We start from the raw sequence: 14,933 nt of genomic DNA, 5'->3' as shown, positions 1-14,933 counted from the left end.
TTTCTTCAAACTGCATGATTTTCTATTTTATCGAAAATCGCTTTTGTTTTAAAGTAAAATTCTAATACGTTTTGTCTGTCATGTTTTCAAATTCGGAAATATTTTTCTGAACACGCGCAATTTCCCGGTTTAAAATCTTTTCGTAATTTAATTTTCCGTTTCCAATTCTTTCGCGTTCGTCTTCCCAGTTTTGAATGTCTGTTAAGGTTAAAAACTGAAACCTTTTTACGTTTGCTTTTTCTGCCCAAAGCTTTGCTTCCTGCCAGTAGTAAAGTCCTGCCTGATAGCAACTGAGTGTTTTCTGTAAATTTTCAATGTAAATGTCTTTCCATGGCGCGTCGTAAAATTTTACGTTTTTTTTGTCGTAAATTCTTCCGAGCCTCATATGCTGCTCAATAAGTTTTAGGTTTATGTGCATCATAAAAAGATAGCGGTATTTTTCCCAATCTTTTTCGTTGTCGATTTTTACATTTGCATAGAGCGGATTGCAAAAATCGGCCTTTACGGCCTGCTCAAGCCAGTAAATGTTTTCCATGACATCGTCTGGATACTGCTGGTAATGAACATGAAAAAGTTTGTAATAATCTTCTTTGTATTTGACCATGTAGGCAGAAGATTTTTGAGGTGAGAATATAAAAAAACTGGCCGCAAAGAAAACTAGCGCAAAAAATCTTTTCACGTTTTTATTGTCGGCATTTTTTTTGTGAGTTTTTACAGCAGTTTTGAAAGTTCCTGCCAGATTTGCGCGCTTACCTCTTCTTTTGATTTTGATGCATCCAGACGGACGATTTTCATTCCTGTGTTTTTTGCTTCGTATTCGTCCATAAGCTTTTCGTAACGTTCTTCTGTCGCCTTTAAAAAGTCTATTTTTTCGTAAATTTCACGTTCTCCGCGGGCATCGACTCTTTTAAGGCTGATTTCTGGAGAAATTTTAAAAAAGAAAAGAATTTGCGGAAGCGGGAAAGTCGAATTTAGAAGGCGAGGAAGCTCTTCTCCGCAGGTTACGCTTTGGTATGTCAGACTCGAAAAAAAGTATCGGTCGCTTATGACGATTTTTCCGTCGGAACATTTTTTTTCGATTCCGCAGTTTGAGCCGCTTTTTCCCCAAAGATGTTCTGCGCGGTCTGCCGCAAAAAGGTATGCGCTTGTCCGTGGATCAAGTTCAACATTGCCTTTTAAAACAGTTCTTAAGAATTTTCCTACAGGTGAGTCTGTCGGTTCTGCCGTAAAGAAAAATCTCCCGGCTTCTTTTTTTTCTTTTAAGACATTGATTTGCGTTGAAGTTCCTGCTCCGTCGATTCCTTCAAATACAACAAAATTTTTTAAAATCATAATTCCTGAAAAACTCCAGTTTTTTTTTAGAGCGGTTGTTTTAATTTGTTGTATTGCAATAAGTTAAAACTTGCAGACATTTCTAGGAAAATCAGCTTGAATGAGTTTTTAGATCTGTCCCACTACTAAAAAAATCAAAAATAAAGTAAAGTGTTAGTCTATGGAAAGTTCTGAATATTGAAAAAAATTAAAACTTTCTGAAAGCCATTTTGCCGTTAAAACAGAGACTGTTCAAGTCAGATGAAGTCGAGAATTCTAAAAACCAGCATTGGAAGCATTATTTTTCTCCTGCTCGTAATTGCAGTTATTGCGTTGATTTTTCCAACATACAAAAAAATCAATGCCGCTGTTTCTGTCGGTGTTTTAAAAATTACTCAAAAAATTGAAGAAAAAACGGGAATTGAGATTTCATACGAAGCTCTTTCTCCTTCGATTCTTTCTGGCATCAGTTTAAAAAATATCAATTTAAAGGATTCTGCGACGCAAAAGCAGCTTGTTCAGATTAACAGCGCTGTTCTTTCGTATAATTTTCGTGATTTTTTTTCTAAGCAGCCTTTGAATGCAGTAAAACTTTTGATTTTGGACGGTTTAAAAATTGAATATGATGCCGTAAAAGACGGGGATTTGCTCAAAAATCTTTCTGGAATTTTCGAAAAAAGCGATGATGAAAAAAATCAATCAAAAAAACACAAATCTTCTTCCAAAAAATTTATAATTGACGGAAAAGAAATCAATATTCCTTTTAACATTCAATTTAAAAATATCAGTCTTCATTTTGTCGATTCAAAAAACGATTTTCTTGCAATTGCAAAAACCGTAACTTTTGAACAGTCGCCGCTTGCTAAAAACAGCCTCAAAATAAAAACTTCCGGACGTCTTGAATTTAAATCTGAACTTTTAAAAAGTGATGGCAATCGAAAACTTGTTGCCTGTGGTTTTGAGCTTTCAGGAAACTTTTTTAAAAATCTCGAAGGAAGTTCTTTTCTTTTAAAGCTTTCAGAAATAAACCGCGCCGATTTTACGATTTCTAAAATTGATTTTCTTCTCAACTATGCGGATTCAAAGCTTGCGCTCAGAACGATGCGCTCGGCTTTTCCGTTTTCTGTGCAGCTTGAGGCGAATTTTAAAAATCAGGAGCTTTCGTTTGACGCTCAGTCCAGGAAATTTGAACCTTTAAAACTTATAAAAGTAAAAAATCCATTTCCTCTTTATAAAAAATTTATCGAAACAAAATTTTCTGGAACTATAAAAGCTAAAACTTCGTTTTTGACAAAAGAAGATTTCTTTAATTCTGGATATTTAAAAATTGACGGCGACTGTAATTTTTCTGAAAGAATTGCCGGAAGCCAAGTCGTCCTTTCTTATGATGTTGAATGTAAAAATCAGGTTTTAAAAGTCAATAAATTTGAGGCTGACGGAAAACCTGTAAATTTTGATTTGAACGGCGAGCTCAGCTTAAAAACTCTGGAGCCTTCGTTTGTTTTGAGCATTCCGCGTTTTCAGCTTTCAAATGGCGGAATTTTACAGACTGAACTTTACATAGAGCCTTACAAAAACGGTTTTATGTGCTTTGCTCCGCAGCTTTTTATGGACGAAAAAAGCTTGACTGCCATTCAGTTTACGCTTTTGCCGTCTGAAAAGTCCGTGGATTTTAGCTTTGAATGCGATGATTATTCTCATGCCGAATACGAAAAAAGTGCAAAAATTGTTGCCGAAGGCAGTTTTTTGAACGAGACGGAAAAGTTTTTGCAGGCTTCGGTTTCTATCAGCGATATGTTTTTGGACAGCGTAATCGATGCGGTTGCATTTTTTGTTCCCGAAGAAAAAAAGGCTTTTCTTGCAAATATTTCAAAATCGGCTGGAACTTACATTTTTTCCGACGAAATTTATTTTACGACGGATTTTAAAAGTTTTTCGTTCAATTCGCCTTATTTTCTTTTGGCAAACACAGCAAAGGAAAAACAGCTTCTCACCTTTGCCATTGATGGTTCTTCAGAAACCATAACCTTGAGTTCTCTCGATTTGCAATATGGAAAACAAACTGCGCATGCTACCGCTGGAATTGATTTTTCAAATGGACTTTCTGATTTTAATTTTTATACCGACCTTGTTGTCAATTCTCTGCCTTTTAGTTTTAGAGGCGCGTTTTCTCAGAATTTTTTGAATATTTCGGGCGATTACAATTTTAATGCGGCTTTTTCATTTGAAAAAAATATTTTTGGTTCTGTAGAGTTTACGGCTTTGCCTGTTTCGTTTGGAAAAAATATTTTTTCTACTTCCTTAAATACTTCTTTTTCGTGGAATGAAGTTTCTGGAATTGAAGTTGAAATAAATAATTTTGATATTGATGAGCCTTATGGTTCTCTTCGTTTGCATCCGCACCTTGCTTTTACCGGTTCTGCAAATAAATACGGTTTTGTAATGAACAAGCTCGCATATTCGGATGCGGCTTCTGCTCTTGACGGAAGAATGAATGTAGTTTGGAGCCTTAACGATGGAATTTTTGACTCGATTATAGTCGATTTGAATGCAAAAAGCATTTTAAATTCGGAAAAAATAAGCCTTAATGCCGAAGTCCGCAATCTTGAAAAAAAACTTTTGACTTTGGACAATTTGAAAAACGATTTTTATGTCAGTGCTCAAGGAAATCTTTCTGATTTTCCTGCCGCGAGATTTTTTGCTGACCAAAATTCAACAAACAAAATAAATGCAGAGTTTTCGCTATCTGGAACACCTGCAAATCCTTTTGTTTCGCTAAATTTGCAGAGTTCTTCTATAAATTTTGCCGGTTATCCATGCGTTTTTTCAGGAAATGCTGTTTATGACGATACAGGACTTTCTGTTTCAGAACTTAACGCTGGCTGGGGAAAATTTTCGCTTTCGGATTTTTTTGCTAACTTTAACTTAAAGAATTTTTCTGGAAATTGTACTGCGGTATTAAAAGGAAATTTTCTTGAACTTGATTTTAACATTCCAGTAAAAAGCTCGATAAATTGTTTTGCCCATGGAAATTCTCCTTTCAAAAATTTTGTTGCGACTGTCAAAAGTGAAAAAATGACAGGTTCTTTTTTCCCGACTGAACAAAAACTCGACTTAAAAATTACAAAAAGCGACGATGTTATAGATTTTGTTTCTGAAAATGGAAGGGGAATTTCTGGAACTTTTGTTGCAGGACAGGTTTTGTCAGTAAAATCCGGACCTGCTTCTCCGCTCAGCTTTAATTTGAACGGTTCTATAATTCACAATCAGCTTGATTTGAACATAAAAAATATAAATGCCGACATGAAGACTTTTTGCCAGGCTTTCAGCATTCCTTTTGTAAGATTTACAGGCGGAAAACTTTCTGGAGCAGTAAAAATAGGCGGTCTTACAACTGACCCGGAATATACAGGTTCCATTGTTATTTTAAATCCTGAATTTTATGTTCCAATAATTTCAAAAAAACTTTTCCGGTCTGAAAAGGTAATTGCGCTTGCTTCTCAAAATCATTTTATCGTAAAGCCGACTTTATTCACCGTAGAAAAAAATTCTGTGAGCGTTGGCTTGAACATTGAGTTTGACCGCTGGAAAATCGGCTCTCTTGACTGTCCGGTTGAAAGCCCTCGAGGTCAGTTTATTCCTGTTGATTTAAAGCTTCCTTTGGTTCATTACAATGGGTTTGCCGCATTTGAAAAATTTTTGGTTCACATGACGACGGATACTGTCGGTTTTTCAGGAAAAATCTTTGGCGAACGTGCAGAAATTGAAATTATCCGTGACGGTTTGAACATGGAGCATACAAAAAAAACGCCTTTTGACTTTCTTGTAGACCTTAAGCTTCAGGTAAAAAATAAAGTTCAAATTCTCTTAAATCCTCTGCTGCGCGGTCTTATTGTGCCTGACAATTATCTTGACCTTTATATTGATACTTCGACGGGCGACCTTTCTGCAAAAGGAGAAGTAAACCTTCGTGGAGGCGAAATTGTCTGGCTCAACAGAAGTTTTTATATGAAGGAGGGAAAAGTTGTATTCAACGAATATAATGAACTTTTTGATCCTCGAATTACTGTTCGCGCAGAAACCCGGGAGCGCGATGAAAACAATAATCAGGTGACAATAACTTTGTCGGCAAGTCAGCAGGCCTTGAGTCAGTTTAATCCTCGCTTTACTGCAACTCCTGCAAAGTCTGAAAACGAAATTATGGAGCTTTTGGGGCAGGTTATTTCTGGAAATTCTGAAAATGTTGCTTCTCTTGCAATGGCAGGCGGAGACTATCTTATGCAGGCAACGGTAATGCGTACTGTAGAGAATACATTGCGTGAATTATTGAATTTTGATATATTTTCCGTTAGAACAAATATCCTTCAAAACGCTGTAAAGCAAAGTCTTGATAAGAATTCTGCCGGCAAGCAGTTATCTTTCAGTAACTTTTTTGACAATTCGGCTGTTTATGTAGGTAAGTACTTTGGTAGTGCAATGTATGTTGATGCTTTAATGCACTGGAGTTATGACGAAACAAAGGCAAAGGACGAAGATTCCGTTCGTGGACTTGTGCTTCAGCCTGAATTTGGTTTTGAAATGTCTTCACCGTTCGTTAATATAAGGTTTGGGGTTTCTCCGGATCTGGAAGCAATCAAAAACAGTCTGTGGATTCCTTCAACGTCTGTTACATTGTCTTGGAAGCACTCATTTTAAAATGTTCATAATAACTGAATATGACTAAATTTCTTGGCAATTGGAGTTAATATGTCTTTCAAGCGTTTTAATTTCGCTTTAATTTTTTGTGCGGCAATCTGCGTTTTTGCACCTTGTTTTGTTTCTGCTCAGGAGAATGACAAAGTAACAGAATCTGATGAAAACTGGTTTTATGGAAAACTTATAAAATCAATTTCTTTTAAGAATTTAAAATCTGTAGATTCAAAAGAGCTTGAAGGCGTAACTAGCGGCTTTATCGGAAGGAAATTTTCCGATGAGGTTTTTGGAAATCTTTTGGACAGAATTTATGCGCTCGATTTTTTTGATGAAATAAATCCTGAGGCTCTTCCGGGCGATGCTAAGAAAAATACAGTTTCGATTGTATTTTCTGTAACTGAGCGTCCTGTTGTAACTAGAATTACATTTTCCGGAAACCGCCAGATTCGTACTACAGAATTAAAAGAGGCAGTTTCGCTTAAAGAAAAAGATATTTTTGTTGAAGGCAAGATGCTTGTCGATGAGCGTTCTGTGCGCGATGTTTATCTTGGAAAAGGTTTTACTAATGCCCGCGTAACTGCAAGCTCAAAGCAGACCCCAAAAGGCGTTGAAGTTAATTTCAAAGTTGATGAAGGCCGTTCGACTGTAATTGCAAAACTGGATTTTCGTGGCAACAAAGTTATATCGAGCAGAACTTTAAAAAGCAAGCTTACGCTCAAAGAGGCAGGTTTAATCAATAAAGGCGCATTCCAGGAATCTGAGCTCGAGGCAGACAAGCAGGCGATTACGGCTTATTACCAGAATTTGGGTTATATAGATGCAGAAGTTATCGATGTTACAAAAGAAACTGCTATAAACGAAAAGAAAAACAGAGATGAGCTTACAATCACATTTGTTATTGTTGAAGGCTCGCAGTATACTTTTGGCGGAATGACTTTTAAGGGAAATATTATTTTTCCGAGCGAAAAGCTTAATTCTTTTGTAAAGCTTAAGACTGGCGCGGTTTATAGTCAGCAGAAATATCAGGAATCGGTTATGGCGATTGCCGATTTATACTACGAAAATGGCTACACTTCAAACCGTTTTCAGCCAATTCCTATGAAAGACACGAACAATAAAGTTATTTCGTATGAATTTCATATTACAGAAAGCGTGCGGAGCCATGTAGAAAGCATTTCCATAAAAGGAAATACGCGCACAAAAGAGGAAATTATTCGCCGTGAAATTCCGATTGAAAGCGGCGACATTTTTTCTAAGGCAAAACTTACTACAGGTCTTAGAAATCTGTACAACTTGCAGTATTTTAGCGCAGTTGTGCCTGACGTTGCGCCTGGTTCTGAAGAAAATCTTGTAAACCTTGTTTTTTCTGTAGACGAGCAATCTACTACTTCTATTGAATTCGGCGTTACTTTTTCTGGTGTTTCTGATCCGGACGACCTTCCGTTTGCTCTTTTTGTAAAATGGCAGGATTCTAACTTCCGCGGAAGTGGAAAATCTATCAGCGCAAGTTCTACGATTGCAACTGACGAGCAGTCTGTTTCTTTGAGTTTTGGAGAAAACTGGCTTTTTGGAATGCCGATTTCTTCATCAATAAGCACTAGTTTCTCTCATTCGCAGAATACTGCGCTTATGCTTGAACTTGCTGACAACGAAGACAGTTTAAATTCTGACGATTATTACATGGATTATGAACGCTGGGTTTGGAGCCTTGGTTTTTCTCTTGGAAGAAGATGGACTCCAGTCTGGGCTATTCTTTCGCTTTCTGCCGGAATCAACGGAAGTCTTATAAACAATGTTTATGACGAAGTTTATATTCCTGTTGATTCGACTATTGCTGAGTATTCTAACAAATGGGGTTGGCAGAATTCTATTTGGTCTGCTTTTTCTATTGATGACCGCGATATAAATTACGATCCTTCAAAAGGCTGGTTTGCAAGTCAGCGCCTTACCTGGTACGGGCTTATGCCTTTTGAAACAGAATTCTTTTTGCGTTCGGATACAAAGGCTGAAAAATACTTTACCCTGTTCAATTTGCCGGTTACAGAAACATGGAACTGGAAAATGGTTTTTGCCGCATATTCCGGTCTGAGCCTTCTTTTCCCGGCGTCTGATTCGGGAATTGGAAATTCAAGCAAAGTTTACATTGACGGTATGTTTAACGCCCGCGGATGGACAAATATCTATAATAAGCACAGAGGCCGTGCGCTTTGGAGCAATATTCTTGAATTACGTATGCCGATTGTTCCTGGAGTTTTGGCAGTAGACTGGTTTGGTGACGCTGCTGTAATAAAGAATTCGCCTTATGAACTCTTTACAAATACAGGAATTTCGGACTTTTACTTTAGTACAGGTCCTGGACTGCGTTTTTCAATCCCTCAGTTCCCATTGCGTCTGCTTTTTGCAAATACATTCAAAATGGATGAGAATTATAACGTAACTTGGGAAAATAACTGGAAATTTGTACTTTCATTCAATATTACGAATAAATAATTGCGTTTTGAGGTTGTTTTAAAATGAAAAAAATTGTTTTTGGTTTTGTTTTTTCTTTTTTCGTTGTTTTTGGACTTTCTGCCCAGCAGATTACGCGTTTTGGTGTTGTTGATACTGCCAGAGTTTATCAGGCATATTTTAGAAATTCGGCTCCAGTTCGCAATTACGAGTCTAAAAAAGCCGAATTCCAGACCGAAATTAACAAACGGACAGAAGAAATTCAAAATCTCAAGAATCAAAAAGTTGATTTTCAGAAAAACAATAATTCTGCAGCGGTAAGCCGTCTTGATGCAGAAATTACCAGAAAAACAGACACTCTTACGGAATATACGAACGCAAAAAATGTTGAGCTTGAATCGCTCAAAAAAAATCTTCAGAATTCAGATTCTTTTTACAAAAAACTTTATGGCGTTTTGGAAAAAGTTGCAGAAAATGAAGGTTATTCGATGATTTTGAGTTTGCAGCAGGCGAATGCTGTTTTGTGGTATAGCCCTTCGGTTGATATTACTGAAAAAGTTATTGCCGAATTAGGAATATAACACAAAATGCCAAAAGACAAGGTTGTTGCAGGAAAAATTCAGAAACGTTCCGAAAGCGCAGAATTGACACCGCTCATGGTTCAGTACCAGAGCATAAAAGATGAATATCGCAACGAAGTTCTGTTTTTTCGTCTAGGCGATTTTTACGAGATGTTCAATGAAGACGCCTTGGAAATTAGCCGTCTTTTAAATCTTACACTTACTCATCGTGCACAGCATCCTATGTGCGGAATTCCGTATCATGCCGCAAAAATTTACATTGCACGTCTTTTAAGGCTTGGAAAAAAAATTGCAATCTGCGAGCAGGTTGGAGAAATCGGAAAAGGCAAGACAATTGCCGAGCGAAAAGTGATAGAAATCATAACCCCGGGAACTGCGATTGAAAGTGAATATCTTGAAGGCGGCGTAAATAATTATCTTGCATGTTGCGCGGTAAAAAAAAATGAAGTTGGCTTTGCCTATATTGATGTTACTACTGCCGATTTTTACGCNNAACAAGCTGGAATAAAAAAGAAATGGCGGATAATTTTGCAAAGGAACTCGGCCGTTCCAATCCTCGTGAGCTTCTTTTGCCTGAAACTCTGCGCTGCGACAAAACAGTTGAAGAAATAATCGCCCAGAATTCAAATATTGCGGTTTCTTATTATCCTGAATGGAATTTTGATTCTTCTCTTTCTTACAAAAGGCTTAACAAACAGTTTGGAACACAGAATCTGCGTTCTTTTAATTTGACCGAAGAAAGTGCGGAAGTTGGACCTGCCGGATTTTTGCTTGACTATCTTATGCGGACAACTTCGACAAATGCTCCTCATGTAAGCGGAATAAAAGTTTACCGTGACTGTGAATACGTCGTAATGGATGATTCTTCCCGCCGAAATCTTGAAATTACGGAAAATTTAAGGGACGGAAGTTTCCAGTATTCACTTTTGGAATGTGTTTCCCATACGCAGACTGCAATGGGCAAGAGGCTCTTGGTAAACTGGCTTAACTATCCTTTGACCGATGCTCAAAAAATTGCTTCCAGACAGGAGCATATTGCTCTTTTTGTAAATAACCGCAGGCTTTTAGATGCAGTTAGGCAGAATTTTTCTTCTGTTCTTGATATTGAAAGGCTTGCTGCAAGAGTCGCAATGGAGCGTGCCCATGCAAAAGACTTGCAGGCTTTAAAATCGAGTCTTTCCGTATGGCTTAAAATCCGCGTTTTGATTGAAGATTATGATTTTTCTGTTTTGCCGGCGGATGAAGCTAAGCAGATAATTGAACTTATTGATTCGGCGATTTTGGAAGATCCGGCGACTTCTATTACGGAAGGCCGGATTATAAAATCTGGCTGGTCAAAAGAGCTTGACCATTGGCGCGACATTCAGTGCAATTTTAACAAAATTCTTGAAGAATACGCCGAAGAAGAAAAATCAAAAACTGGAATTTCTAACCTGCGGATAAAAAACAACAACAATGCAGGCTATTACATTGAAGTTACAAAAGGAAAACTTCAGCAGATTCCTGGGCATTTTATAATGCGCCGTTCTCTTTTGAATGCGGAACGCTATACGACTGAACGGCTTCAAGAACTTGAACACGAATTGAACGAAGCTGGCACAAAAATTGTTCAGATTGAGCGTGATTTATTTATCGAAATACGCTCCCAGATTGCAAAACTTGTTCCGTATCTTTTGCAGACTTCCAGAGAAATTGCATACACAGATGTAAGCTCAGCGCTTGCATATTCTGCCGTTCTTCATGGCTGGATTCGTCCGGCTGTCGATAATTCTACGGTTTTTGAAGTTGAAAATGGACGCCACCCTGTCGTTGAAATGCATCTTCCTGCCGGCGAATTTGTTCCGAATGACCTTTCGATTTGTTCGCCACAAGATTTTTCTGAAAAATGCTCAACTTCTTTTTCGTTGATTACAGGTCCGAACATGGCCGGAAAATCAACATTTTTGCGTCAGAATGCGCTGATTGCGCTTTTGGCTCAGACAGGCTCTTTTGTTCCGGCTTCTTCTGCGCGCATTGGAATTGTCGATAGAATTTTCTGCCGTGTTGGAGCAAGCGACAACCTTGCCCGCGGAGAATCGACTTTTTTGGTCGAAATGACAGAAACGGCAAATATTCTCCGTTCTGCAACGGAAAAATCTCTTGTAATTATGGACGAAGTAGGGCGGGGAACTTCTACGGAAGATGGACTTTCGATTGCCTGGGCAATTAGCGAATATTTGCTGAACACGATAAAGTGCAAAACTCTTTTTGCTACTCATTATCACGAGCTAACAAGAATGAACCACTCTGCGCTAAAACTTTTGTGCATGGCTGTTGCTGAAAATTCTGGCGATGTAGTTTTTTTGAGAAAAATAAAGGAAGGAGCAAGCGAAAACTCTTACGGTCTGCACGTTGCAAAACTTGCCGGCGTTCCACAAAGCGTAATTTTAAGAGCTGAGGAAATTCTTGCGCATTTGCAAAAATCCGCTGGAGAAAAACCAGTCCTGCCTTCCGAAATAAAAACCGAAATTTCCGGCGAAAAGGAAAAATCGCATTTTAGCCAGAATTTGCCTGGACTTTTTTCTGACGAGGAAATGGTTTTGGACGAAATCCTTTCTGCTGATCCGGAAAATATGACTCCGCTCCAGGCTCTTGAGCTTCTTGCCCGCTGGAAAAAATCACTTTCTGGAAGATAGTTTTATTTTTGGAATAAAAAATGAATTTTAAAGAGCGCGCTGAAAAATTAAAAACAGATGTTCCTGCCGTCTGTCTGGCTTTGAAGCACAGAAAAACTCCTGTTTTGGCAAAAATTTTTGCCGCGCTTGCCGTTTTATATGCGCTTTCTCCAGTAGACCTTATACCTGATTTTATTCCGGTGATTGGTTGCCTTGATGACCTGTTTTTGGTTCCTGCGCTGATTGCCGCTTCTGTAAAGCTGATTCCGTCCGAAGTCTGGGAAGAATGCCGAAAAAACGCAAAAAACATGGCTTTGAGCGGAAAATGGTATTATGCGGTTCCTGTAGTTTTAATCTGGCTGTTTTTGATTTTTCTTGTTATAAAAATAATTTTTTTATAGCAGTATATAATTTAATAATACTGAAGAATTTAATTAAAATTAAAGAAACTTATCCCTGTCAATATTAACAGAAAGCGCGTTTATCTATATAATAAAAACGCAAATTTTAGCCCGGATTGTAGCGGCGCGAAAGCGTCGGGCTTTGCCCGATGAAGCGAATAGCGGAACCGCGGAAAGCCGGAGGAGACAGTAAAAGCTGCTCCAGAAATTTATTTTTTTATTTTAGAGGTACAAAATGGCTGTTGAATCAAAAAAAAGTGATAATGCTTGTAAGGGTGTTGCCCGCGCGCCGCACCGCTCTCTTTTTTATGCTTCGGGTTATACTGATGAGGAATTGAATCAGCCGCTGGTTGGTGTTATCTGCGCAAAAAATGAACTTATTCCGGGGCACATTGAACTTGACCGGATTGCGGAGGCTGTTAAGGCTGGCGTTAGAATGGCTGGCGGAACTCCGATTGAATTTCCTGCGATTGGCGTCTGTGATGGAATCGCGATGGGACACGAGGGAATGAAATATTCGCTTGTAACACGTGAGCTTATTGCCGACAGCGTTGAATGTGTTGCTAAGGCTCACCAGTTTGACGCTCTTGTTATGATTCCGAACTGCGACAAGATTGTTCCGGGAATGCTGATGGCTGCCGCACGTCTTGACTTGCCGACTGTTTTTGTTTCCGGCGGTCCGATGATGCCGGGACATCTTCCTGGAAATGACAAGTCGAATCCTTATTCGGGCAAGAATCTTTCGCTTACTGATATGTTTGAGGCGGTTGGCGGTCTTGCGGTCGGAAAAATCACTGAGGAGCAGCTTAAGGAAATGGAGCACCGCGCTTGTCCGGGCTGCGGAGCTTGCTCTGGAATGTTCACCGCGAACTCAATGAACTGTCTTACTGAAGTTTTGGGGCTTGGGCTTCCTGGAAACGGAACAATTCCTGCCGTAACTGGCGAACGAATCGCGCTTGCAAAGCACGCTGGCATGGCTGTTATGAATTTGTATAAAAAAGGAATTACCGCCCGGGCGATGATGACGGCTGAAAATTTCCGCAATGCGTTGACTGCGGATATGGCGCTCGGCTGCTCTTCCAACACAATGCTGCACGTTCCGGCTATTGCGCATGAGGCTGGAATTGACATTGACTTGCACGAGGTTAATAAAATTTCTGAGCGGACTCCGAATCTTTGCCACTTGGCTCCTGCAGGACACACTTTTATGTGCGAGCTTGATGATGCGGGCGGTGTTCAGGCGGTTTTGGCTGAACTTGCAAAAAAGAACCTTATAAATACATCTTTGATTACCGCCACAGGAAAAACAATCGCAGAAAATATTGCCGGCGTAAAAAACCGCAATCCTGAAATCCTTCGCCCGATTGAAAATCCGTTCAGCGACAACGGCGGAATTGCGATTCTGTTCGGAAACCTTGCGCCGAACGGAACAGTTGTAAAACGTTCAGCCTGCGCTCCGGAGCTTATGCACCACACAGGGCCTGCGCGCGTGTTCAACGATGAAAGCGAGGCAATGGAAGCTGTCCAGAAATCCCAGATTAAGCCGGGTGATGTTGTTGTAATCCGCTATGAAGGTCCAAAAGGCGGTCCTGGAATGCGTGAGATGCTTGCAGTTACAGCGGCTCTTGCAGGTCAGGGCTTGGACAAGCAGGTTGCATTGATTACTGATGGACGTTTCAGCGGTGCTACACGTGGTGCTTCTCTTGGACACTGTTCACCAGAAGCGGCTGTCGGCGGCCCGATTGCGCTTGTTCAGGAAGGCGACAAAATTACTTTGGATATAAACAACTACAAAATCCATCTTGAAGTAAGCGACGAGGAACTTGCCGCGCGCAAGGCAAAATGGGTTGCCCCTGAGCCAAAAGTAAAAACTGGCTACCTTGCCCGCTACGCTAAACTGGTAAGCTCCGCGGATAAGGGAGCAATATTGCAGTAGAAGTTGCATAGATTTTTTGAAATCTGTATAATTATCAATAAAAGTTAAGAATATTGCATATTTATGCAAAATAACAGGAGATGCCGGAATGGATACAGAAAGCCTTTTTATCGGACGCTTGTCCGTACTTGCTGAACGCAACGACCCAATCGACACTAGTCTTTACGAAAAATATGATGTAAAACGAGGTCTGCGCAATGCCAACGGAACAGGTGTGCTCGTCGGTCTTACAAGCATTGGCGATGTTGTAGGATACGAAGTGAAGGACGGTAAAAAAATTGCAATCCCCGGCAAACTCTTGTATCGCGGTTATAATGTTGCTGATTTGATAAGCGATGCAGAAGCTCATAATCAGTTTGGCTATGAGCAGGCGGTTTATCTTTTGCTTTTTGGCGAACTGCCGACCCAGAGCGAGCTTGAGCTTTTTAAAAAATATCTCGGTGAATTGCGCGCTTTGCCTCCAAATTTTACTGAAGACATGATTATGAAAGCTCCGTCTGCTGATATTATGAATAAACTTGCGCGCGGTGTTTTGGCTTCTTATTCTTACGACAAAAATCCGGAAGAACGCTCTCTTTCAAATATTTTGCGTCAATGTATTGAGCTTATAAGCCGTTTTGGAACTTTGACAGCTTACGGTTATCAGGCAAAACGCCGTTATTACGACGGAAAGTCGATGTATATCCACAACCCGCTGCCAGAGCTTTCTACTGCGGAAAACTTTTTGCGATTGATCCGCAACAACAAGGCTTTTACCGATGACGAGGCTAAACTTCTGGATCTTGCGCTTATCTTGCATGCTGAGCATGGTGGCGGCAACAACTCTTCTTTGACGGTGCATGTTGTTTCTTCTGCGGACACGGACACTTATTCTGCAATCGGCGCGGCTGTTGGCTCTCTAAAAGGTTAC

At 39.6% G+C, this 14,933-nt stretch carries 10 protein-coding genes; 8 read left to right on the top strand and 2 right to left on the bottom strand.

Going from position 1 to position 14,933, the window contains the following annotated elements; translation table 11 throughout:
- Positions 1–61: 61 nt before the first annotated feature.
- On the bottom strand, positions 62–679 hold the full coding sequence (locus tag B3Y13_RS08620; protein WP_414717811.1) for a hypothetical protein: 618 nt from the start codon (positions 677–679) through the stop codon (positions 62–64).
- 32 nt (positions 680–711) lie between these two features.
- Complete coding sequence (gene tmk, locus B3Y13_RS08615) at positions 712–1,332, bottom strand: dTMP kinase (protein ID WP_296020582.1); 621 nt, start codon at positions 1,330–1,332, stop codon at positions 712–714.
- Positions 1,333–1,572: 240 nt separating this feature from the next.
- Here tmk and B3Y13_RS08610 point away from each other — a divergent pair, with 240 nt between their 5' ends.
- The 8 genes from B3Y13_RS08610 to B3Y13_RS08580 all read left to right on the top strand — a co-directional run.
- Positions 1,573–6,006: a hypothetical protein gene (locus B3Y13_RS08610; protein ID WP_296693972.1), complete on the top strand. Its 4,434-nt coding sequence runs from the start codon at positions 1,573–1,575 to the stop codon at positions 6,004–6,006.
- 51 nt (positions 6,007–6,057) lie between these two features.
- Positions 6,058–8,493, top strand: coding sequence for an outer membrane protein assembly factor BamA (gene bamA, locus B3Y13_RS08605; RefSeq protein ID WP_296693970.1), 2,436 nt, complete (start codon positions 6,058–6,060; stop codon positions 8,491–8,493).
- A gap of 23 nt (positions 8,494–8,516) precedes the next feature.
- Positions 8,517–9,032 carry an OmpH family outer membrane protein gene (locus tag B3Y13_RS08600; protein WP_296020567.1) on the top strand — a complete coding sequence of 172 codons (516 nt, stop codon included), beginning with the start codon at positions 8,517–8,519 and terminating at the stop codon, positions 9,030–9,032.
- Between the two features lie 6 nt (positions 9,033–9,038).
- Positions 9,039–9,644 (top strand): hypothetical protein, encoded by a 606-nt coding sequence (locus B3Y13_RS09890; protein WP_349681366.1) that lies wholly within the window; start codon positions 9,039–9,041, stop codon positions 9,642–9,644.
- The gene (gene mutS / locus B3Y13_RS08595; RefSeq protein WP_349681365.1) at positions 9,548–11,707 is read left to right on the top strand and encodes a DNA mismatch repair protein MutS; all 2,160 of its coding nucleotides are present in this window, start codon (positions 9,548–9,550) and stop codon (positions 11,705–11,707) included. The genes B3Y13_RS09890 and mutS overlap by 97 nt, the downstream gene beginning before the upstream one ends.
- A 20-nt stretch (positions 11,708–11,727) precedes the next feature.
- Positions 11,728–12,087 carry a YkvA family protein gene (locus tag B3Y13_RS08590; RefSeq protein ID WP_296020558.1) on the top strand — a complete coding sequence of 120 codons (360 nt, stop codon included), beginning with the start codon at positions 11,728–11,730 and terminating at the stop codon, positions 12,085–12,087.
- 235 nt (positions 12,088–12,322) lie between these two features.
- A complete protein-coding gene (gene ilvD / locus B3Y13_RS08585; protein ID WP_296693968.1) occupies positions 12,323–14,023 on the top strand; it encodes a dihydroxy-acid dehydratase in 1,701 nt (566 codons plus the stop codon).
- Positions 14,024–14,111: 88 nt separating this feature from the next.
- Positions 14,112–14,933 (top strand): citrate/2-methylcitrate synthase (locus B3Y13_RS08580; protein WP_296693965.1); only part of this gene is annotated, 822 nt, incomplete at its 3' end.

The sequence above is a fragment of the Treponema sp. UBA7567 genome (genome assembly GCF_002476655.1).
GTDB lineage: Bacteria > Spirochaetota > Spirochaetia > Treponematales > Treponemataceae > Treponema_D.
Note: the sequence above shows the minus strand (reverse complement) of the source record. Positions and strands in the feature narration are given on the sequence as shown.

What these genes read in the sequence shown, in the direction of transcription:
- tmk (WP_296020582.1), bottom strand. Translation starts at nt 1,332, where the DNA reads ATGATTTTAAAAAATTTTGTTGTATTTGAAGGAATCGACGGAGCAGGA.
- ilvD (WP_296693968.1), top strand. Translation starts at nt 12,323, where the DNA reads ATGGCTGTTGAATCAAAAAAAAGTGATAATGCTTGTAAGGGTGTTGCC.
- B3Y13_RS08600 (WP_296020567.1), top strand. Translation starts at nt 8,517, where the DNA reads ATGAAAAAAATTGTTTTTGGTTTTGTTTTTTCTTTTTTCGTTGTTTTT.
- mutS (WP_349681365.1), top strand. Translation starts at nt 9,548, where the DNA reads ATGGCGGATAATTTTGCAAAGGAACTCGGCCGTTCCAATCCTCGTGAG.
- bamA (WP_296693970.1), top strand. Translation starts at nt 6,058, where the DNA reads ATGTCTTTCAAGCGTTTTAATTTCGCTTTAATTTTTTGTGCGGCAATC.
- B3Y13_RS08590 (WP_296020558.1), top strand. Translation starts at nt 11,728, where the DNA reads ATGAATTTTAAAGAGCGCGCTGAAAAATTAAAAACAGATGTTCCTGCC.
- B3Y13_RS08610 (WP_296693972.1), top strand. Translation starts at nt 1,573, where the DNA reads ATGAAGTCGAGAATTCTAAAAACCAGCATTGGAAGCATTATTTTTCTC.